20 protein-coding genes are annotated in these 20934 nt (G+C 41.8%); 16 read left to right on the top strand and 4 right to left on the bottom strand.

Annotated elements, in window-relative coordinates:
- The 16 genes from AC23P2_RS24395 to AC23P2_RS24320 all read left to right on the top strand — a co-directional run bounded on the left by AC23P2_RS24395 (position 1) and on the right by AC23P2_RS24320 (position 16804).
- Complete coding sequence (locus tag AC23P2_RS24395; RefSeq protein ID WP_487775602.1) at positions 1-447, top strand: heme-binding domain-containing protein; 447 nt, start codon at positions 1-3, stop codon at positions 445-447.
- Positions 444-1316, top strand: a complete 873-nt coding sequence (locus tag AC23P2_RS24390; protein WP_487775601.1) for a DUF2911 domain-containing protein — start codon at positions 444-446, stop codon at positions 1314-1316. Before AC23P2_RS24395 ends, AC23P2_RS24390 begins: the two co-directional genes overlap by 4 nt.
- 14 nt (positions 1317-1330) lie before the next feature.
- Positions 1331-1978 carry a class I SAM-dependent methyltransferase gene (locus AC23P2_RS24385; protein WP_277341183.1) on the top strand — a complete coding sequence of 216 codons (648 nt, stop codon included), beginning with the start codon at positions 1331-1333 and terminating at the stop codon, positions 1976-1978.
- Between the two features lie 7 nt (positions 1979-1985).
- On the top strand, positions 1986-2195 hold the full coding sequence (locus tag AC23P2_RS24380) for a GDCCVxC domain-containing (seleno)protein (RefSeq protein WP_277341238.1): 210 nt from the start codon (positions 1986-1988) through the stop codon (positions 2193-2195).
- On the top strand, positions 2195-3445 hold the full coding sequence (locus tag AC23P2_RS24375; RefSeq protein ID WP_277341184.1) for a hypothetical protein: 1251 nt from the start codon (positions 2195-2197) through the stop codon (positions 3443-3445). Before AC23P2_RS24380 ends, AC23P2_RS24375 begins: the two co-directional genes overlap by 1 nt.
- A gap of 50 nt (positions 3446-3495) precedes the next feature.
- Positions 3496-3969, top strand: a complete 474-nt coding sequence (locus tag AC23P2_RS24370; protein WP_277341185.1) for a DUF3347 domain-containing protein — start codon at positions 3496-3498, stop codon at positions 3967-3969.
- Positions 3969-4730, top strand: coding sequence for a hypothetical protein (locus tag AC23P2_RS24365; RefSeq protein WP_277341186.1), 762 nt, complete (start codon positions 3969-3971; stop codon positions 4728-4730). Before AC23P2_RS24370 ends, AC23P2_RS24365 begins: the two co-directional genes overlap by 1 nt.
- A 5-nt stretch (positions 4731-4735) precedes the next feature.
- Positions 4736-6769, top strand: coding sequence for a copper-translocating P-type ATPase (locus AC23P2_RS24360; protein ID WP_277341187.1), 2034 nt, complete (start codon positions 4736-4738; stop codon positions 6767-6769).
- Between the two features lie 149 nt (positions 6770-6918).
- Entirely contained in the window at positions 6919-9330 is a 2412-nt protein-coding gene (locus tag AC23P2_RS24355) for a TonB-dependent receptor (RefSeq protein WP_277341188.1), read from the top strand.
- A gap of 5 nt (positions 9331-9335) precedes the next feature.
- Positions 9336-10010: a response regulator transcription factor gene (locus tag AC23P2_RS24350; RefSeq protein ID WP_277341189.1), complete on the top strand. Its 675-nt coding sequence runs from the start codon at positions 9336-9338 to the stop codon at positions 10008-10010.
- Positions 10011-11270: a sensor histidine kinase gene (gene porY / locus AC23P2_RS24345; protein ID WP_277341190.1), complete on the top strand. Its 1260-nt coding sequence runs from the start codon at positions 10011-10013 to the stop codon at positions 11268-11270.
- Between the two features lie 101 nt (positions 11271-11371).
- The gene (locus AC23P2_RS24340) at positions 11372-11782 is read left to right on the top strand and encodes a PepSY-like domain-containing protein (protein ID WP_277341191.1); all 411 of its coding nucleotides are present in this window, start codon (positions 11372-11374) and stop codon (positions 11780-11782) included.
- A 100-nt stretch (positions 11783-11882) separates the two neighbouring features.
- Positions 11883-12272, top strand: coding sequence for an EamA family transporter (locus tag AC23P2_RS24335; RefSeq protein ID WP_487775600.1), 390 nt, complete (start codon positions 11883-11885; stop codon positions 12270-12272).
- A 41-nt stretch (positions 12273-12313) separates the two neighbouring features.
- Positions 12314-12991: a response regulator transcription factor gene (locus tag AC23P2_RS24330; RefSeq protein WP_487775599.1), complete on the top strand. Its 678-nt coding sequence runs from the start codon at positions 12314-12316 to the stop codon at positions 12989-12991.
- Complete coding sequence (locus AC23P2_RS24325; RefSeq protein WP_487757733.1) at positions 12960-14270, top strand: sensor histidine kinase; 1311 nt, start codon at positions 12960-12962, stop codon at positions 14268-14270. The genes AC23P2_RS24330 and AC23P2_RS24325 overlap by 32 nt, the downstream gene beginning before the upstream one ends.
- A gap of 71 nt (positions 14271-14341) precedes the next feature.
- Positions 14342-16804, top strand: a complete 2463-nt coding sequence (locus tag AC23P2_RS24320) for a TonB-dependent receptor (protein WP_472490390.1) — start codon at positions 14342-14344, stop codon at positions 16802-16804.
- On the opposite strand, the gene AC23P2_RS24315 is transcribed toward AC23P2_RS24320, so the two are convergent.
- Genes AC23P2_RS24315 through AC23P2_RS24300 form a run of 4 tightly spaced genes read right to left on the bottom strand, consistent with a single transcriptional unit; the run spans position 16794 to position 20906 of the window.
- Positions 16794-17051, bottom strand: coding sequence for an acyl carrier protein (locus tag AC23P2_RS24315; RefSeq protein ID WP_277341196.1), 258 nt, complete (start codon positions 17049-17051; stop codon positions 16794-16796). The genes AC23P2_RS24320 and AC23P2_RS24315 overlap by 11 nt on opposite strands.
- On the bottom strand, positions 17051-17485 hold the full coding sequence (locus tag AC23P2_RS24310) for a DUF2147 domain-containing protein (protein WP_277341197.1): 435 nt from the start codon (positions 17483-17485) through the stop codon (positions 17051-17053). The genes AC23P2_RS24315 and AC23P2_RS24310 overlap by 1 nt, the downstream gene beginning before the upstream one ends.
- Positions 17486-17500: 15 nt before the next feature.
- Complete coding sequence (locus AC23P2_RS24305; RefSeq protein ID WP_277341198.1) at positions 17501-20026, bottom strand: DUF5686 and carboxypeptidase-like regulatory domain-containing protein; 2526 nt, start codon at positions 20024-20026, stop codon at positions 17501-17503.
- A 13-nt stretch (positions 20027-20039) separates the two neighbouring features.
- Entirely contained in the window at positions 20040-20906 is an 867-nt protein-coding gene (locus AC23P2_RS24300) for a sterol desaturase family protein (RefSeq protein ID WP_277341199.1), read from the bottom strand.
- Positions 20907-20934 lie beyond the last annotated feature (28 nt).

The raw sequence follows: 20934 nt of genomic DNA, 5'->3' as shown, positions 1-20934 counted from the left end.
GTGAAGACTTCTAAGAAAATAGTAGCAGAGCTATTTATCATTTTGGTAGGCATACAGTTCATACGACCCGACCTCAACAATGATGATCGTGTCATGGCTACCGATTTTATTAAAACCTACGCAGCGCCAACTCAAATAGGTAATATTCTTAGACGGTCTTGCTATGATTGCCACAGCAACAACACCGAATACCCGTGGTATTCATATATCCAACCAATGGGTTGGCTACTGAATAAGCACATCAGAGAGGGTAAAAAGAATTTGAATTTCAGTGAGTTTGGGACTTACTCTGAAAGAAAACAAGTCAGTAAGTTGAAGTCCATCGCAAAACAAATAGAGCAAAACAAAATGCCTTTGGCATCTTATACCATGGTTCACCCAAATGCCATACTTACCTCACAAGAAAAAAATCTAATCATAAATTATATAAACAACTTGACCCAATGAAAAAATCACTTATTCTCGCACTTTTAACGGCAAGCCTTTCGGCGAATGCCCAATTAAACTTTCCCCCAGCCAGCCCAGAAGCACATTTTACCCAACAAGTGGGGTTTTCTCGAATTACAGTCAAATACGAACGTCCTTTGGCTCGTGGACGCAAAATCATGGGCGGTTTAGTCCCCTATAACGGCGAACTCTGGCGAACAGGTGCAGGCGATTGTTCAACCATTAAATTTAGTGAAGACCTTACTATGGGTGGCCAAAAAGTACCCGCAGGAAACTACTCGCTTTTCTCAATCCCCGCTGCGGATGAATGGACAATTGTACTGAATCGTGATACGACCATGCACGGTACAGGTGGGTACGACCAAGCAAAAGATTTGGTACGATTCAAAGCAAAACCTGAAACAACGAATCGTTTTTATGAAGCCTTTACAATTGAAATACAGGATATTGTTAAAAACAACGCCAACCTGTATTTGACTTGGGAAAATACTTCGGTGAAAATTCCGATTCAGACGACTGCCGATGAGAAAATCATGGCCGACATCAAGAAGAAAATTGTAGATGAAAAAGGCACTCGCCCTATGCTCTTATTTCAAGCGGCTAACTATTACTATGAAAATGATAAGGACATAAATCAGGCATTGACATGGATTCAGCAAACCACGGCGCAAGAAGCCAAAGCTAATTTTTTATTGACCCAAGCCCGAATCCAGATGAAAGCTGGCAAACACAGCGAGGCCATAGAATCCGCAAAAAAATCGGCAGAAGTAGCTCGGGCTGATAAAAACGAAGCTGCTGCCAAAATCGCTGAGGCGTTTATTGCCGATATGAATAAAATGCACGGTGGAGCAATGGAGCATAAACACTAAAACCGATTGTTTCTATGAGCGACACCACCTACATCCCTGCCCTACGATTCAACTGGTTGACGAAAGTATATGACCCGTTGATTCAATGGACAATGCCCGAAAAGCAGTTTAAAAATGACCTAATCCGAGAAGCAGGTATCGAAACAGAATTCCATGTCCTTGACTTTGGCTGTGGAACAGCTACGCTTTCGATGATGACTAAATCAAAACACCCTTCGGCATTTGTCACAGGTGTGGATGTAGATGCAGAAGTACTGGCAATTGCCCAGCATAAATTACGAAATTTCCCATATCCTATTCGCCTTGATCAATATGACGGCATGAAACTACCTTATCCCGATGAAACATTTGACCGAGTGATTTCGAGCTTAGTATTTCATCACCTCACCCCCATTCAGAAAGCAAAAGCCTTACAAGACATCAAACGAGTATTGAAATTCGATGGTGAGCTATTTATAGCAGATTGGGGAAAAGCCGAAAACAGCCTAATGAGAGGGTTATTTTATGGTGTGCAATTGTTAGACGGTTTCAAAACCACCCGTGACAATGTAGCAGGTTTGATGCCTTCTTACCTACTCGAAGCTGGTTTTTTAAGTGCCAAAGTGTTGAAAAAATACCGCACTGCATTTGGAACATTAGAACTATTTAGAGCTAAGAAATGAACCTATGATGGCAGCTATCATTTTACAATCCGAAGTAACTTGCCCAAACTGTGGTCATCAAAAAACAGAAACTATGCCCACAGATGCTTGTCAATTCTTTTATGAATGTGAGAAGTGTAAAACTATTTTGAAGCCCAAAAATGGCGATTGTTGTGTTTATTGCAGTTATGGCGATACACCTTGTCCACCTATTCAACAAAACCAAACTTGTTGCTGATGAACACCAACCTGAGCCATATCATCAACCAATACAAGTCCGATCAAGAATCGGTGTATAACACATGGTTCATCAACAACGAAGAACGTCTGAAAGCCTTTCGTTCTATTCGGCGAGGTGTACAGCAAATCGTGGCCGACATCAAGCAAGGCAAGTTTCCTAATGATTTCAGAGGGTCTTCGCTCGAATTTGTATTGAACTGCATTACTGAACAAAAACAGGTTTTTGAGGGGGCTTCACACCCATTTTATTGGAAACCCAAGCTCAGAATACCAGACATTTACGAAAATCAAGACCACAAAAAAGCCTTTGGGCAATTTCTGGAAAACTGCCTCAATGCCACCAAAGAAGAACAGCTGCTTCGAGAAATCATTCGCTTAGATGAACTCAAAATCAAAGGTTTGGGGCCTTCTGTGGCTAATATTCTGTATTTCCTTCATCCCACGTTTATTCCGCCGTTCAATACGGCTATTCTAAACGGCTTTAATTACTTGTTTAAAGACAAGAAAAAATTGGGTTCGTGGTCCGAGTTTCTGAAAATGCGAGAGGTGATGCTCAAAACCAACCAAGAATACCGAAATGAACTTTCGTCTGACTTGGGAGCTTTGGCTGGATTGCTTTTTGAAATTGGTACACAAAAAATGATACTGGGCAACGACGAATACCTTTCTGCCGAAGAACGACAGAAGTTGGAAAAACTCATTGAAAAACGCCATCGTGAAGTCCAAACCGAGCGTCAGGACGATAACCTGCACACCGAAATGCAGTACCATTTGCTTAAAATCGGTCAAGCATTGGGTTATGATGCTTTTCCTGCCACAAACGACCAATCAAGAAGTTACGATGGACACAAGTTTTCATTCTTATGCCAAGCCGTTTTCCCATCCATTAAGTGTGATATCGAAACCCGCAACACCATTCGATTGATTGATGTGCTTTGGTTTGAGAAAGACACCGACAATGTACTGGCAGCGTTCGAGGTAGAAAAAAGTACCTCTATCTATTCTGGCATTCTACGTCTGAGCGATTTGTCGTATAGCATAGCCGACGGTGACGAAACGTTTTATTTAGTCGTACCAGACCATCGAGAGAAAGATGTATGTCTGCAATTGGCCCGCCCATCCGTCAAAAGCAACAACGTTCCTATCAAATACATTTTGTTCTCTGAACTTAGAAAAAACTGCGATGCGCTTTGTCGGTTTGGTGACAGCCACCGTATCATGGACAAAATTGCAAAAACTGTATGTTAACTCTTTCACTTTCAATCTATTATTTTTTACCATCAAACAATTCAAACACAATGAAAAAAACAATCGTTTTCGCATTTGCTCTTTTGATTTCGAGTGTAACATTTGCCCAACACGAAGGACACAATATGGCAGCAATGGGTGTTACTCCCGTACTGACAGCTTATTTTAAAGTCAAGAATGCTTTGGTAGCTTCTGATGCCAAAGCTGCTGCTTCCGAAGCCAAAACATTATCGGTTGCTCTAAAAAAGGCAGGTAAAATGGTAGGAGCTGATGCGCTCAAAGCCGCAGATGCCATTACCAAAGCATCAAGTATTGATACCCAGCGAGCACAGCTTGGCTCATTAACTAATGCTGTTTATGCCGCAGCCAAAACCATGAAACCAAGCAGCCCCGTTTACTATGATTTTTGTCCGATGGCCAATGACAACAAAGGTGGCTATTGGTTAAGCGAAAAAAAGGAAATTGCCAATCCTTATTTTGGTGATATGATGCTCAAATGTGGTAAAGTCAAAGAAACGCTTTAATGAAACGAGCGGAACTACACCGTACAATTCGCAAGAGTCACCGCTATCTGGGGGTGACTCTTGGTGTTCAATTCTTGTTTTGGACGTTGGGCGGGTTGTATTTTAGTTGGTCAGATTTAGACGATGTCCATGGTGACCACCAAAAAGCCCACATCCATCCCATAAGAGGCAATATTCAATTAGCTCCGCTCTCTGATGTTTTACAAAAGCTCAAAGCGAAGGATAGTGTTAATTTTATTTTCGATACCCACTTGGTTCAGATTTTGAGCGAACCCATCTATCAAATCATCTACTCCAAAGAACATGACCGAGGCAAAAAAATACAATTAGCCAATGCAGTTTCAGGCGAACTAAGACCTGCATTGAGCCGAACCGAAGCCACCCAAGTGGCTCAAAGCAGTTTTACTGATGAGGCAAAAGTAAAATCTGTGGAGTATCTGACTACTACCAATGGACATCACGAATACCGAAAAGAACCCTTACCCGCTTACGCCATTACTTTTGACCACCCCTCTAACACAACGGTTTATGTAAGCACCCAATTAGGCACTGTTCAGAAGTTCAGAAACAACAAATGGCGAGTTTTCGATGTTTTGTGGATGCTCCACACCATGGATTACCAAACCCGTGACCATTTTGGCAATTGGGTGTTAAGAGCATTTTCTGTTTTAGGGCTTATAACTGTCTTCTCGGGATTTTGGTTGTTTTGGTTGAGTCGTAAAAAGAAAATCATAAAACCTTCTCCTGTGTCAAAACACTAACAATTATGGAACACCAGCACTCGACCCACGATAAGCATGACAATCCTGTTGGCCACCACCAACAAACTAACCACACAGGACATCATCCCAAGCATGGAGAAGCAGGTCATGACCATTCGGCTATGATTGAAGACTTTAAACGACGTTTCTATGTAAGTTTAGGATTGACGGTTCCGATTTTGGTGCTGTCTGACATGATTCAACATTGGTTGGGCTTTCAATTGGAATTCGTAGGAAGAAAATACCTGCTTTTGGCACTCTCGTCGGTATTGTTTTGGTATGGTGGCAAACCATTTTTAGAGGGGTGTTTGGATGAACTCAAAAGTCGTCACCCAGGCATGATGACCCTCATTGCCATGGCTATCACTGTGGCTTTTGTGTACAGCGTTGCCACTGTTTTTGGTTTTCAAGGTATGGACTTTTTCTGGGAGCTGGCTACGTTGATTGTAATTATGCTATTGGGACATTGGCTCGAAATGCGTTCAGTGGCCAATGCTTCCAAAGCACTCGAACTTCTCATTCAGATGATTCCTGCGGAAGCTCACGTAATGCACGGAGAAATGTTGCACGATATGCCGTTGAAAGAAGTGACACCTGGGTTTCATATTTTGGTACGCCCTGGCGAAAAGATTCCTGTGGATGGGATTGTTTTGAAAGGAGAAAGTTATCTCAATGAGTCTATGCTTACGGGAGAATCCGCCCCTGTCCTCAAACAAATCGGCGCAAAGGTGATTGCAGGAGCATTAAACGGAAATGGTTCGCTTGAAATAAAGGTAGAACAAACGGGCGAAAGTACCTATTTGGCAAAAGTGATTCAAATGGTACAAGACGCTCAAAACACCAAGTCAAATACCCAACGGCTGGCTGACCGTGCGGCCTTTTGGCTCACCATAGTTGCCTTAGTAATGGGTTTTGGTACGTTGATAGTATGGCTCATGGTGGGTCAATCGTGGGCGTATGCTATCGAACGGATGGTAACAGTCATGGTGATTTCGTGTCCTCACGCACTGGGTTTAGCTATTCCACTGGTAGTAGCTATTTCTACTTCCCTTGCGGCCAAAAATGGATTACTGATTCGCAATCGTACTGCTTTTGAAAATGCTCGTAAGATTTCTACCCTCATTTTCGATAAAACAGGAACGCTCACCACGGGTATTTTTGGAGTCACTCGTATAAGTAGTTTTCTGTCTAATCTTACCAAAAACGACGTTTTGGCGTTGGCAGCAGCGTTGGAACAAAACTCGGAGCATCCCATTGCTACGGGTATCATTGCCGAAGCAAAAGCCCAAAAAGTATCCATCCCAAATGTAGAGGATTTTCAGGCAATTACAGGAAAAGGTGTTTCGGGAAAAGTGAATCAAAAAAATGTATGGGTTGTAAGCCCAGGTTATTTGAGAGAAAACAACTTTAATATTCCAGAAGGGGCAGTCGCTGACGCCTCCGAAACGGTCGTTTTTGTGTTGATTGATAACCAATTAGCTGGCTTTATTTCCCTTGCTGACCAAATCAGGGAATCATCCGCCGAGGCTGTACAAATCTTAAAAAAGCAAGGTATAAAAACGTTCATGCTGACAGGCGACAATCAAAAAGTAGCCGAAACCGTCAGCAAAAAATTGGGTATGACGGGCTATATGGCCGAAATATTACCTCATCAAAAGTTAGAAAAGATAAAGGAACAACAAGCCAACGGAGAGTTTGTGGCCATGACCGGCGACGGTGTTAACGATGCTCCCGCCCTTGCCCAAGCCGACGTGGGCATTGCCGTAGGGTCAGGCACTGATGTAGCCGCCGAAACCGCCGACATTGTTTTGGTAAACAGTAACCCAAAAGATGTTGCCACCTTAATCCAATTTGGTAGGATTACCTATCGAAAAATGATTCAAAACTTAGTGTGGGCTACGGCTTATAATGCCATTACTTTACCATTAGCCACAGGGTTCATACCCGGCATTGTTATCTCGCCTGCCATTGGGGCTGTGTTCATGAGCCTGAGCACGATTATTGTGGCCATTAATGCTCAGACGTTGAAAGTAAAATAATTCAGATGAATTATTTTACTTTCAGATTTTGACTAACCGAAAAGGTATATTACTTCTTCAACATGTAGCCTTTTGAGATTTTGCTTCATTTCTACAAACTTCTTACAGATTTCAAGTACATTTTGCAGGCAAATTCTAATTTTTTCACCATGAAATCTGTAAGAAAATATTTACTCATAGGGTTTATTCCCCTCATTTCAACGGTCTCGACCTTCGCACAAAAGGTGGCTGTTTCGGGCAAAGTGCTGGATGTAAGCAACAAAAACCCCTTACCCTATGTCAACGTTATTCTCAAAAAAGAAGCTGACAGCTCGTTTGTGACTGGGGCGGTGAGCAACGAAGAAGGCATTTTTGTGTTGAACAACATCGTCAAAGGCAACTACTTACTTAGCACTTCATTAGTAGGCTATTTGCCTGTTAGTAAGAAAGTTTCGGTGGGGCAACTGAGTGAGTTTTTAGACCTCGGCAAAATTGAATTGACCGAAAACAAACAACTGCTCGAAGAGGTAAAAGTGATAGGGCAACAAGTGGGTGTATCAAGTAAAATGGACAAACAAACCTACCTCACAAGCGACAACTTGGCACAAAGCGGCGGGTCAGTGTTACAGATGATGAACAACCTGCCCGGCGTAACTACCACGCAAGAGGGTACGCTTCAAATCAGAGGCAGCGATAAAGTAGTAGTGTTGATTGACAGCAAACAAACCGCCTTGACGGGATTTGGTAGCCAGAAAGGTTTAGAAAATATTCCTGCATCAGCTATTGAAAAAATTGAAATCATCAACAATCCTTCAGCCAAGTACGATGCCAATGGTAATGCGGGCATTATCAACCTGATTTTCAAGAAAAACGAACAATTTGGCTGGAATGGCAAGGTAGGGCTTACGGCTGGGCTGGGGGCGTTGTGGCAAAAACAAACAAACTTGCCCAATGTACAACCGCAGTTTCAGGCTACGCCTAAATATAACCCTTCGTTTTCGGTGAATCATCGTAGCCAAAAGGCCAATGTTTTCTTGCAGGGCGACTGGCTTTATACCCAAACACTGAACAAAAACGAGTTCTCGACCCGTACCTATACCACAGGCGAGCGGATAGTGCAGCAACTTGTACGCAATCGTACCACTACTTACGCCACCGTAAAAGCAGGTTTAGATTATACTTTCGACAAAAACAATACACTTACGGTTTCGGGTTTGTTCAATCGTGAAAAGATTTTGGACAATGGCGATAATCCGTATTTTTTGGGTAACGACTATGCAAATCGTTATCGTTTGTGGCAATTTCTGGAAGACGAGGTAAAATATACGGCGATAGCCACGGCGGTTTTGGTGCATAAATTCAAGCAAGCGGGGCATTTACTCAACTTGAATTACAATTATACCTTCCATAGAGAAGACGAAAAATATTTTTTTACGAATACATTGCCCACTTCAAAAGGAACCGATTCGTTTAAATTGCTCTCCGACGAACAGGTATCAGACCTCAATCTTGACTACGTGAAGCCGCTGGCACATGGCAAATTGGAAACGGGCATCAAACTGCGGAGGCGGACAATCCCTGTGAATATGCAGTTTTTCCCGGGGGCTAATTCGGTCATTGATGTCAATGCGGGCGGCTGGGCAAATTATTATGAAACCATTCCTGCCCTCTACGGAAATTACATTTACGAAAACCCCAAATTAGAAGTAGAAGCAGGACTTCGCCTCGAATACGTGCGGGTAAACTATGAAATCAATCCCAACCATAACACCTACAAAAGCGACGGATACAACTACACGCAGCCCTTTCCGAATGTGCGATTGGCTTATAAAATCAACGAAAATAACAAGCTGTCGGTGTTTTTCAATCGGCGGGTGGACAGACCCAACGAGGTGGATATTCGTATTTTTCCGAAATATGACGAACCCGAATTGATAAAAGTGGGCAATCCTACCCTCAAACCGCAATTCACAACTTCGGTAGAATTGGGCTATAGGCATTTGTGGAATAGCGGCAGTTTGTACGGGACGGTTTATCATCGCCTCACTGACGGTACGATTAGCCGCATAGCCACGCAAGCCCCCAATAACGTAGTGTTGTTCAATATTTTTCAGAACATTGGCCGCAGCTATAACACAGGCGTAGAGTTGGTTTGGCAACAAGATTTTTCTAAATTTGTAAACCTCAACGCCAGCGTAAATATCTATCAAAACACCATTGAGGCGTTCAGCATTACCAACAAATACCCCATTCCGACCACCTACACGGGGCAAAAGCAACAACTCACTTCGGGGAATTTTAAAGTAAATGCCTTGCTGCACCTACCACAGAGCTTCGATTGGCAAGTAACGAGCATCTATCTTGCCCCTGACTTGATTCCACAGGGACGCATCGGGCAGCGGTATTCGCTGGATATGGGTTTGAAAAAAACCTTGAAAAAAGGTGAGTTATTTTTAAACGCCACTGATTTACTCAATACCATGAACATTCACAAAACGATCAATGGCACGGGTTTTACCTTAAATAGCACCGACTACTACGAAACGCAAGTGGTGCGGGCGGGGTATAGTCGAAAATTTTGACAACGATGAAAATACTTTTGATTGAAGATGAAAAACCATTGGCTGAGGTGATGATGGATTTCTTAAAATCGCAACAGCACGTGGTAGAATGGGTGGTAGATTTGCCTGATGCTGAAGAAAAAATTGGAGTTTACGCCTACGACTGCGTATTGGTGGACCTCATGCTGCCGAGTGGGTCGGGGCTTACGGCGATAAAGTTGCTCAAAAAACAACAGCCAGAGGCGGGTATCATTATTATTTCGGCAAAAAATGCCTTAGACGATAAAATAATAGGACTTGACTTAGGTGCTGACGATTACCTTACCAAGCCTTTTCATCTTTCCGAACTCAATGCTCGTTTGAAATCGGTTGGTCGCAGAAGACAGTTTAATGGTAATACCGAAATTCAGCACGGCCAAATTCGGGTCTATCCTGATTCTTTTGAGGTTTGGGTCAATAATAATGGTGTTTCACTTACCCGAAAAGAATACGATTTACTGATGTATCTGCTAGCAAACCCCAACCGAATACTGACCAAATCGGCTATTTCGGAACATCTCTACGGCGATGACATAGACCAAGCTGACAGCTTCGATTTTTTGTATTCGCAAATAAAAAATCTACGCAAAAAACTTACCGAACAAGGTTGCCTTGATTACATTCAAACAATCTACGGCATTGGTTATAAATTCGTCAAATGAATGACCCTCAGTAACAAAACAGCTCTTTCTTTTTTAGCTTCTGCCTTTGTCGTAGCGGCACTTGGTGGCGTATTTAGTCACTATTTACTCATGTACGTATTCGACAGAGAAGCAACTGAGCAATTAAAGGCACAACAAGCTAAGATACTTCGAGAAATTGACAAGATTGAGGACAGTGAGCAAAAGTGGTTTGCGCTGGCAGACAGTATTAGCATTGAAAATACTAATTTTTTGGTCAAAGAATCTTTGTCTGATACCCTGCTACCCAATCCGCTCGAAACAGGAGAAATGCTTGATTATCGAATACTGATTTTTGGTGTTAAAACTCATACAGGTTTTGTAAAAGTAACTATCTCGAAGGCTCTTTACGAAACCGAAGACTTAGTAGGGGTAATTCTCTTAATTTTCGGCGTGGTATTGTTAGGCTTGATAATTGGCTTATTAATAATCAATTACATCATATCAAATCGTCTTTGGCGACCGTTCTATCAGGCCCTGCAACAACTACAATCATTCAAAATTCAAGAACAGAAGCCACTTTCTTTCATGGCTACCACTACCAAAGAATTCGGCGTTTTACAACAAAACATTAACCACCTCACCCACCGAATATGGCACGATTACAATAGCTTAAAGCAGTTTACTGAAAACGCTTCGCACGAGTTTCAAACACCATTGGCGGTTATTCAATCTAATTTAGAACAACTGATACAGTCCGACAACTTACACGAAAAACAACTTACCAAAATCAGCGAGTTGATAGAAAGTGTGCGGCATCTTTCAAAACTCAATCAAACCTTGCTGCTATTAGTGAAAATAGAAAATCAGCAATTTACAGAAATGGTTGCACTCAATTTAGGGGACTTTTTTAGGCAAAAGCTACAATTTTGGGAAGTTTGGATTACTCACAAAGCCTTAGAAATCAGCATTTTAGTTGACAAAGAAATTCTATTGAATATCAATCCTTATTTGGCAGAAGTGCTACTCAACAATCTGTTGGGAAATGCCATCAAACACAACATACCACGAGGAATCATTACGATAAAATTAACTGACAACTCGTTGATTATCAGCAATACTGGCAACGAGCCTTTACAAGATACCGAAAAACTATGGCAACGTTTTCAGAAAGGTAATCATTCTTCAGACTCTCACGGATTGGGTATGGCACTCATTCAGCAAATTTGCGAGTTTTATGGTTTTGAGGCTCAATACCAATACAGTGCCTTATTGCATACTGTCAAAATAGCATGGAAATAGATTTAACAAATCTTAACAAACCAATTGCTTCATTTACAGAATCTCTACAAAATCAGGGTGTAAAATTGTATTGTAAATTTAATTTTTAAACAACTATAATCATGAAACGTACCTTATTGATGGCGGCTTTCGTAGCTGCTACGCTCACAGGGGCAAACGCCCAAAAAGTCAATGCCGACAAATTGCCAAAGGCAGTAAAAGAAGGCTTTGCCAAGCAGTATCCTCATACTAAGCCTGTCAAATGGGACAAAGAAAATGCCGATTACGAGGCTTCTTTTAAGCACGAAGGCAAAGAACTATCAGTAGTCTTAAATGCCAAAGGGGAAGTGCAGGAAGTAGAAACTGAAATCAAAGTATCGGCATTGCCTGCTTCGGTGCAAGAAGCCCTCAAAGGCAAAAAAATAAAAGAAGCCGCCGAAATAAAAAAAGGTGGTAAAACCTACTACGAAGCCGAAGTAAAGGGCAAAGATTTGTTTTTTGATGCTGGCGGCAAAGCAGTAGCAAAGATTTGATTTGAATTTATAGTGAGCCGTCCTGCTACTATTAGCAAGGTGGCTCACTGTGTAAAAAATAGTATGAATGGAAAAATGGACACTATACGCTCTTGCTTCTATGGCATTTGCCGGTATTACTTCAGTGCTTGCCAAGTATGGCTTGAAAAACATTCACCCTGATTTGGGTTTAGGCATCCGAACCGCCGTTATCTTTTTTCTGATTACCCTCATCAATGTAGTAGGCAGCAAGTACAAAGATTTTGGGTTGCTTACCCAAAAGCAATGGCTTCTACTTGTTGCATCGGGTATTACCACCACCGTTAGTTGGGTGTTTTACTACCGAGCCATGAAAGATGGGTTGGTGTCGTATGTGACGGCTATTGACAAAGCCAGCATTATCATTACCCTTTTGCTCTCCTTCTTTTTGTTGAAAGAGCCAATGACTCCCAAAGTTTTAATCGGTGCAGGACTGATTTTTTTTGGAATGATTGTGTTGATTTGGAAATAGTATTCAAAATTTCTTCTAAATCATTCACTTACCTTAGCCCAATGAGAATCTTAATCATTGAAGACGAACCCGAATTGGCTAAGAGCATCGCCGATTATTTATTGGGCGAAAACTATTTGTGTGAGTTTGCGGCTTCGTTTGAGGAAGCATTCGAGAAAGTTACGACCTACGAATACAACTGTATTTTGCTCGACTTGATGCTACCTGGGGGCGATGGGATGAAGATTTTGGAAGAACTCAAAAAACAAAACAAGCAAGACGGTGTCATTATTATTTCTGCCAAAAATGCCCTCGACGATAAAATAAAGGGCTTGCACCTTGGGGCAGATGATTATTTGGCAAAACCCTTCCATTTGTCAGAATTAGCCGCTCGAATTTACTCGGTCATTCGTCGCCGTCAATTTGCCAATGCCAACATCATTCAACAAAATGAGCTACAAATTGACTTATTGGCAAAAACCCTCTTGATACACAACACGCCCGTTTTGCTTACCAAAAAGGAGTTTGACTTGTTGCTGTTTTTTATGGGCAACAGGAATCGGGTGATTTCCAAAAATGCCCTTGCCGAGCATCTTTCGGGCGATTTGGCCGATATGCTCGACAACCACGATTTTGTGTATGCCCATATCAAAAACCTAAAAAAGAAATTGACCGAAGCAGGTTGCGACAATTACTTAAAGACCGTCTATGGCACAGGTTATAAATGGGAAAATGAATAAATTGCTGAATACGCCACTCAAAGCATTTACGCTCTATGCCTTGTTGGTGTTGGCAGGTAGTATCCCAGCTTATTATTACATCGTAAATCGCATTTGGTTGAGCGAAATAGACCTGCATAATAAATTTGTAAAAAGAAAAATTGAGACAGAATTCAGTAAAATCGTTATCAACGACACCATTCTGATCCAAAGTCTCAGCCTTTGGAATCGCATTGAACCTGGCATTGACCTACGGCCCTTAGCCAAACCTGTTCAGAAATCAGATAGTCTTTATACGGTTATGCGAGCCAACAACCTACATTCAAGGCACAGTAACCGCTTTCGTGGGCTGTCTTCTTATCTGATTATCAACGGGAAACCGTACCATCTTACGGTCGAAACCAATGTAGAAGAAGCCGATGAAATCATCAGCGACATTGCTTTTGTTACCTTCGGATTTTTCATCCTGTTGGTCATCGGTTTTATCGTACTCAACCAACGAATATCGGCCAAACTGTGGAAACCATTCTATAAAACATTACACCAAATCAAGGCTTTTGACCTGAGTAGCCAGCGAAGTATTGCGTTTGAAAAAACAACTATTCTCGAATTTGAAGAACTAAACGGCAGCTTGCAAAGGCTCATTGAGAAAAATATATCGTCTTACCAAGAACAAAAGGAATTTACCGAAAACGCTTCGCACGAATTGCAAACGCCCTTGGCTATTATCCAGTCGAAATTGGATTTGTTACTTCAAAATGAAGCATTGACTGGCAAAGAATCTGAAATTATTGAAGCTGCGCATAAAGCATTGGCAAGAACTTCGAGAATCAACAAAAATCTGTTGCTACTTGCCAAAATTGAAAATCAGCAATTTGTTGATACGGAGCCCATCAATTTGAGCCAGTTGATGAATGATAGCCTCGACTTTCTATCCGAACATATCGAAGCTAAAAACATCACCATCGAAAAACAAATAGAGCAAGGTGTTTTTATAGAAGGCAACCGAATATTACTCGAAATCTTGATTAACAACCTGTTACTGAACGCCATTAGGCACAATGTAGAAAATGGAAAAATAGGGGTTGAGTTTTCTAAACACCGCTTCATTGTGTCCAACACTGGTCATAATCACTCGTTAAATACCGCCAATCTGTTCAAACGGTTTAGCACTTCTTCTGCCGAAACGCCCAGCAGTGGCTTGGGTCTGGCCATCGTGAAACAGATTTGTAATCGTTATCATTGGCAAATTCATTACAGTTTTGACCAGCAACTACATTGTTTTTTCGTGGCATTTTAAAATTCAAAATTTCTTCTAAATCGTGCCGTAGGTTTGTGGTGTCACCTCAGAAAAGGTGTGAATCAAGTGCCATGAAAACCATTATTTTTATGTTCAAAAATTTGTTCTTTATCGCTTTTCTATTGGCTAATGTGGCCGTAGCCCAGCAACCTACTTCTACAAAAATTGGAAAAATCTTGGGTAAAACCTTCGATGCCTCCACCAACCAAGCCTTAGCCTTTGCGTCGGTAAGTGTTTTTAAACCCCAAAATACCAAAGATTCGCTCGTGGGTGGCGTGATAGTCTCCGAAACGGGTGAATTTATCATCAACAATCTTCCAACGGGCAAACTGACGGTCAAAGTTTCATTTATTGGCTATCAAACCCTGAGCCAGCTCGTCCAATTGACCGAAAATCCGCTTGATTTGGGCAGTCTAAAACTACTGCCCGATGCCAGTATGCTCAAAGAAGTGGAAGTAAAGGGTGAGAAAGACCCGCTCTCGATGGGCATGGATAAACGGGTTTTTAATGTGGGTAAGAACCTGACAACCATAGGTGGTACGGCTGAATCGGTGTTGAGAAATGTACCCTCCATTAGCTTGGACGAAAGCGGCAATGCAACTTTGCGGAACATGGCCACGACCATTTACATCAACGGCAAACCCACCCAACTTACGTTGGCGCAGATTCCTGCCAATCAGATTGAATCGGTGGAAGTCATCTCAAATCCATCGGCACGTTACGATGCCTCCACTTCGGGCGGGATTGTGAACCTTGTTTTGAAGAAAAACCGTAAAACGGGCTACAACGGTACGGTCAGCGTAGGCGTGGGCAACAACGGACGGTACGATGGCTCGCTGAACTTGGATTACCACGAAGGAAAGTGGAATGTAACGGCTCTCTACAATATGAATTCAACCAAAAACCCGCTTACGGGCTACGTGCATCGCACCAATTTTGCCAATGGTTCGCCCGTTAGTTACTTCAACCAAAATACCGATATTAGCCTTGATAACATTTTCCACAACGGTCGTTTGGCGGTTGATTATGCCCCCAACAAATACAACACTTTCTCAGTAGCAGGCAATATCGTGGGCGGGGCTTTCAATACCGTTACCAATCAACAATACGACTACCGTAACGCTGAAAAAATGATTACGAGCTACGGCGGTCGTACTACACTACCCGAAAACGCCTATACCAACGTAGGGGTGGAGTTTGACTGGAAACGCACTTTTGCCCGAAAAGGGCGAGAATTGAGTTTGATTACCTCTTACACCCGCAACAACGTATCTAACGCCGCTGATTGGCTCACTACGGCCCAAAATGCCGATGGAAGCAACCAAAAATATTACCCAGAAACTGACAAAATTACGGGTTGGCAGATTGGTAGTCAGTATTTGGCGCAGTTAGATTATGTTCATCCAATCAACGACTCCACCCGACTCGAAATGGGCTTGCGTAGCTACACCTTTGACCGTGACCAGCAGTATTTGTTCAACCAACTCAACAACGAAACGCAAGCCTATCACCTGTTGGTCAATTATTCACAGAACGCCAATGTGTTAGAAACCATCAACGCCGCTTATTTGCTGTACAGTCGCCGACTACGCAACCACGTGCAGATGGAAGCGGGGCTACGCATGGAACAATCGTTTCTGCACGGGCTTTCCAAGTTCGACAATTCGACTTTTGGCTATACCTATCCATCGGCAAAGGGTGGCCATTGGTTTCAGGCGTTTTTTCCGTCGTTTGCTTTGTCCAAAAAATTCAGCGAAGATTCAGAAATTGGATTGAGTTTGAGTCGCAAAGTAGGACGGCCTAATTTTCGACATTTATTTGTCGGGATTCAGGCCAATGACCGCCAAAATATCACCATTGGCAATCCAAATGTGCAACCCGAATTTGTAAATACCGCCGAACTGAGCTACAATCGAAATATCAGAAACCTGAGTTGGTTTGCTTCGGCCTATTACATTTACGAAGACCACACCATCAAGCCTTTTGTGCAGCCTTCGGCCACTGAACCCACGATATTGGTAACGACCTTCATCAATGTCAAAGCGGACATTCAATACGGCATGGAAAATACGTTGAAATATGCATCTGGGCCGCTTACGATTATGGCCAATGCCAATGTGTTCAACTTTATTTTGCAGACGACTACGTTACACAAAGAACTCGTTACTGTTCGGGCCAAACTGAGTGCATCATACCGTTTTCCTGCCAATTATTCCGCCCAACTAAACCTCAATCGGGATGGCCGTTCGCCAGCTTTACAGGGCGACAGACTACCTGTTCAAGCCGCCGACTTTGCGCTACGTAAGTCATTTATGAAAAACCGTGCGAGCGTGTCGTTTAGTATCAATGACATTTTCAATTCACGAAAATTTGTTACCACTTTTGAACAACCTGCTATTTATCAATCAAGTATGAACCGTCGTGAGGTACGTTTTTACAAACTCACCTTACAATTACCCCTCGGCAAACCCGACGCAACTTTCCGCAAAAAAGAAAGCAAACTGGCAAAACCTGATGTAGATTTTAGTAATTAGTGACGGTGGCATTTTTGAGCCATTGTTCAGTCAGCAAAACCAAATCACCTACTGTTTTAACTTGCTGCAAATCAGCATCAGGCAGCGTGATTTGGTTTTGAGTTTCCAACAAAAAGACAATTTCCATAAACTCAGCGCTGCTGAAGGCTAACCTCCTAAAAAGTAAATCAGAGACAATCGCTTTTTTCGGTACAAAAAATGATTTCGTCAGGTACGTTTGAATTTGTGAGAACGGATTTGGATTCATTATTGTATTTTGTTGAATGTGAGACTTTTACCAAATAATTCAATTCCCCAATATCCCCTGACAATGAGCCTATCAGGTGATTGTAGCCTAACCACTGATTTATATGTTCTACCCGAATTGGGGTCGTAGATATTACCGTCCTTCCACTCACTTTTACCGTCAAACTTCAAGTCGTTTACTACTAACATGCCCAGCCAAGGGCGATTTCTCAATTTGGGGTCTGGGTTTTCGATATCTTTGAAAGAGCGCATTTCCGGAGTTTTAGGGTCGCATAAAAACCATATTACCTGTGCCGAATAACTATTATTTTTTTTAAATATTTCAACGGCTATGTCTTTATCTTCCGACATCCATTTACCTATAATCTGTTCAGCGGTTATACTTTTTTCAGAATGCAGTAAAAGCAAAGTTGCAAGTATGAATAGTGTTTTCATGAGGAAATTTAGGAGTTAGAACTGAATTTTTACACCAGTATATATGCCGAAGCGGGTAATACGAGCTACATCAACGCCATCAAGGTGATTGAGTCGCCACACACAATCAATCGAAAAAAAGTTGAAAATATTTTCCACTCCTATGCCTACTTCGGCATAGGGAATGTTTCCGGTAATGCGGAATGTGTTAAGTTTATTAAAGGCAATATTGTTGGTCGTGAGGTCTCCCCAGAAAAAATTGGCGGTTATTCTCTCTCGAAGATTAAGTTTATTTAGTAGAGGAATTTTGTCCAAAATCAGCCCTCCTAAAGAATAACGGGTCAGCAAACTGACATATCCATCAGCCGCAAATTCGTAAGGGCTCATGCCATAAAAAGCGTAGCGGTCAGCGATGTAAAATGGATTTCCCCTCGGAATGTGCAATAGCAAAAGTGGTAGTGTCCCAAATATCTTGCCTACGCCGATATTGTAGTAAAAATTACCTTTGAGTGGCATAGGCAGGTCTTGTGAAAGACTTATGTTGGTTTTCAGGTATTCAAAATAGGTGTTGTTAAAAATGGGTATGCCCGTGCTGATATGTAACTGTAAGACAGGATGCCGGGTAAATATGCGTATTTTATCGTAGTTAAAAATGGTTGTCCGTTCATTGTGAGCATACCGAAGCGTCAATCCAAGTTCTGAATTGTACAAAGCATTGAGCCGACGTAAAGTTGTATCTGTTAAGTCAATGATGTCGTCGGAAGGTAAATAGCTAAATTGAAAAGTAGGTGTAATTGAGCCATACGAATAATATGCCTTTGCTGACCAGTTGTGATTAAGGTCTCGTTCGTGAGAAAACTTCACTTGGCGCAGGAAATTTTGATATACAGGAATCGGCTTTCGCAAGGCAAGCGTAAATAAATTGTCGTGGTCTAACTGGTCATCAAATTCGGTGAGTGCGTCGTAATCATTCTTGAACAAGACCTCGTACTTTCGGTAATTTGCTCGGTTGGGTACATACTTCACGCCCAATGCTTCTTTAAACCGGCCCTCTTTAGTCCCGTAGGCGGCATACCCCCAAAAACACCAATTTTTACTAATATCTTCCATTGACCAAACCCCCGTTCGAATTCGGACTCCTTCAGTAGGATTGGCACTTACCAATGAACTGTACGGACCCAGTCGCCAGCGGTTTCCAATGTCCCAATAACCACTAAAGACAAACGAAGAAAAATGAGTCGTGTTGATAAATCGTGAATTATGTTTGAGCGAGTCTGCGGTTTGATAAATAGCTTGTTCACGAGACGTTAGTGCGGTTAATCTATATGAATCTTTGAATTGTGCGTTGTTATTACCGTTTTTTTCACTGCTCATAAAATTATCGGCATTGACTCCCTTGACATTACTCTGATAATTACTGTAAATACTATTGGATTTTAGCTTCACGGCGCGACCCGTGGAATCAATTCGGCTGGGAAGTCCTAACAGTCCCAACCCGTTTTCAAAAACATATACAATTCGACTCTCGGAAGGTACCCAGACCTTGCCTTTGTCAGCGTCATAAATTGGAACAAAATTTTGGCCGATAGATAATTGCTGCACAAAATTGAGGTTAACTGTCGGACTGGTCTTCATTTCTATTTTTGCCACAGCATAGGTATCCGAATCTATCCATAATGTACCCTCAAACGTGTTTTCATTTTTGTATTTGGGCTTAAAATGAAGCGAATAGGTGTAAACATTGCCTTCTACCAAGGTGTCGGGTTTGTCGTAGTCGTAAAATGAAAGCCCAAGGTCAGAAATTGGCCCGAGAAACGATGTTTTCAGAATCGGAATCACGCCATCATACGCATTAGGTCGAATGCTAAATTTGTCAAACTTAGCCCCCAATTCGTCTGTTTTTAAACCTAAGTTTTTTTCGGCTATGAGATATTGAGCATCGGTTTGGGCAGCTTTGGCGTGAAATTCCTTATAGTATCGTTCTTGAAAGAAAATAGGTAGAGAATGGGCATTTATACTGTCTTGGTTATATTTTTGGTAAACCGACATGATATTGGCCAGTAGAGAGCGTTTCTGATTGGCCGTTAGATTTTCTATATCAATTTCCGTTTTAAGATAATTATTACGAATATAGTTTTTTAGTCGGGCGGGGTCATTGGATTTTTTGTGGGCAATCACCATTTTCATCAACGCTTTGCCTGGATCTTTGTATGCCGTTACGACCACCTCTTGCAACTGGTTGGGAGTAGTGAGTAGTTCGATTTTTAGCTCACCCACGGGAGCCTGCGAAATGACATGATGCTGAGACTCGTAGCCCACCTCCGACACCAGCATAGTATCGGGTAATGATTTGACCGTAAGTGCAAAAAAACCATTTTCATCGGTGGTCATTCCATTTTTGCCGACTTTGAGATATACACTTGCAAAAGCTATGGCATTTCCCGTGGCTTGTTCAACTACCTTACCTTTTAGTATGATAGACGTATTTGTTGGCTTTTGTCCCCACAAACTTGTAGCTACCAAGAGCATACTCCACTTCAATTGGAGCAATATTTTTTTCATCGTGATGATATGTTTAAATGACCAATAACTCATCGTCATTACGAACGATAGACTGTTCAGGTATGGTGTGGGAGGAACTATGAGCTGAGAAGGGCATAGTAAGCAATTTCTGAAAAACAGCATTTTCTTTGCTTTCCAGGTGCGTATCAACCCCAAACACTACTTTTGCAGCATCCATTCTACGGAAAGTGCCAAAAAGCCTATCCCAAACGCTTAATACATCGCCATAGTTACTGTCTGTATAGGGCAATTGAAAATGGTGATGAACGTGGTGGGCGTTGGGCGTGATAAACACCCAACTTACTATTTTATCAACTCTTTCAGGTAGCCGAAAATTAGCATGAGCAAATACATTTGAAATAACCTGAATAAATTGTCTTGCCAGAATCATCCAAAACCCTGCCCCTGTTATCAATACCCAAAATATTAAAAAAGACAGTCTAATCGCCGTCTCAAAAGGATGTTCCCTTAGTACAGTTGAAGTATCAACGACCCTGTCGCTATGATGCACAAGATGAAACATCCATAAAATTTTTACCTTGTGCATCAAGATATGATAGATATATTCCAGCAAATCCAACAAAATAAAAACCACCACAAATTGAGACATAGAAGACCTTAATGGCAATTCATGAATCAGACCCCACTCATGACTCGTCACCCAAGTAGAAGTGTAGGTAAGTGCAATTCCCAAAATAAACTGTATAGGGGCATCGGTCAAGGAAAAAAGACTATTTGTAATGGCATGATTCCATTTTTTGTAGTTAAAATTAAGCGAAGCAATGTTTTCAACATTCCAGAAAATAATAATTGATAGCGTCAGAACCGCAATGCGGTGTGAATCAGGTTGATACTCGAAATAGGCTTGTAAACTCTGCATTGGTTATATTATTTATGGCTTTTATTCT

Source organism: Runella sp. R0.1_18 (assembly GCF_057652155.1).
Note: the sequence above shows the minus strand (reverse complement) of the source record. Positions and strands in the feature narration are given on the sequence as shown.

What these genes read in the sequence shown, in the direction of transcription:
- AC23P2_RS24390 (WP_487775601.1), top strand. Translation starts at nt 444, where the DNA reads ATGAAAAAATCACTTATTCTCGCACTTTTAACGGCAAGCCTTTCGGCG.
- AC23P2_RS24385 (WP_277341183.1), top strand. Translation starts at nt 1,331, where the DNA reads ATGAGCGACACCACCTACATCCCTGCCCTACGATTCAACTGGTTGACG.
- AC23P2_RS24380 (WP_277341238.1), top strand. Translation starts at nt 1,986, where the DNA reads ATGGCAGCTATCATTTTACAATCCGAAGTAACTTGCCCAAACTGTGGT.
- AC23P2_RS24375 (WP_277341184.1), top strand. Translation starts at nt 2,195, where the DNA reads ATGAACACCAACCTGAGCCATATCATCAACCAATACAAGTCCGATCAA.
- AC23P2_RS24370 (WP_277341185.1), top strand. Translation starts at nt 3,496, where the DNA reads ATGAAAAAAACAATCGTTTTCGCATTTGCTCTTTTGATTTCGAGTGTA.
- AC23P2_RS24365 (WP_277341186.1), top strand. Translation starts at nt 3,969, where the DNA reads ATGAAACGAGCGGAACTACACCGTACAATTCGCAAGAGTCACCGCTAT.
- AC23P2_RS24360 (WP_277341187.1), top strand. Translation starts at nt 4,736, where the DNA reads ATGGAACACCAGCACTCGACCCACGATAAGCATGACAATCCTGTTGGC.
- AC23P2_RS24355 (WP_277341188.1), top strand. Translation starts at nt 6,919, where the DNA reads ATGAAATCTGTAAGAAAATATTTACTCATAGGGTTTATTCCCCTCATT.
- AC23P2_RS24350 (WP_277341189.1), top strand. Translation starts at nt 9,336, where the DNA reads ATGAAAATACTTTTGATTGAAGATGAAAAACCATTGGCTGAGGTGATG.
- porY (WP_277341190.1), top strand. Translation starts at nt 10,011, where the DNA reads ATGACCCTCAGTAACAAAACAGCTCTTTCTTTTTTAGCTTCTGCCTTT.
- AC23P2_RS24340 (WP_277341191.1), top strand. Translation starts at nt 11,372, where the DNA reads ATGAAACGTACCTTATTGATGGCGGCTTTCGTAGCTGCTACGCTCACA.
- AC23P2_RS24335 (WP_487775600.1), top strand. Translation starts at nt 11,883, where the DNA reads ATGGCATTTGCCGGTATTACTTCAGTGCTTGCCAAGTATGGCTTGAAA.
- AC23P2_RS24330 (WP_487775599.1), top strand. Translation starts at nt 12,314, where the DNA reads ATGAGAATCTTAATCATTGAAGACGAACCCGAATTGGCTAAGAGCATC.
- AC23P2_RS24325 (WP_487757733.1), top strand. Translation starts at nt 12,960, where the DNA reads ATGGCACAGGTTATAAATGGGAAAATGAATAAATTGCTGAATACGCCA.
- AC23P2_RS24320 (WP_472490390.1), top strand. Translation starts at nt 14,342, where the DNA reads ATGAAAACCATTATTTTTATGTTCAAAAATTTGTTCTTTATCGCTTTT.
- AC23P2_RS24315 (WP_277341196.1), bottom strand. Translation starts at nt 17,051, where the DNA reads ATGAATCCAAATCCGTTCTCACAAATTCAAACGTACCTGACGAAATCA.
- AC23P2_RS24310 (WP_277341197.1), bottom strand. Translation starts at nt 17,485, where the DNA reads ATGAAAACACTATTCATACTTGCAACTTTGCTTTTACTGCATTCTGAA.
- AC23P2_RS24305 (WP_277341198.1), bottom strand. Translation starts at nt 20,026, where the DNA reads ATGAAAAAAATATTGCTCCAATTGAAGTGGAGTATGCTCTTGGTAGCT.
- AC23P2_RS24300 (WP_277341199.1), bottom strand. Translation starts at nt 20,906, where the DNA reads ATGCAGAGTTTACAAGCCTATTTCGAGTATCAACCTGATTCACACCGC.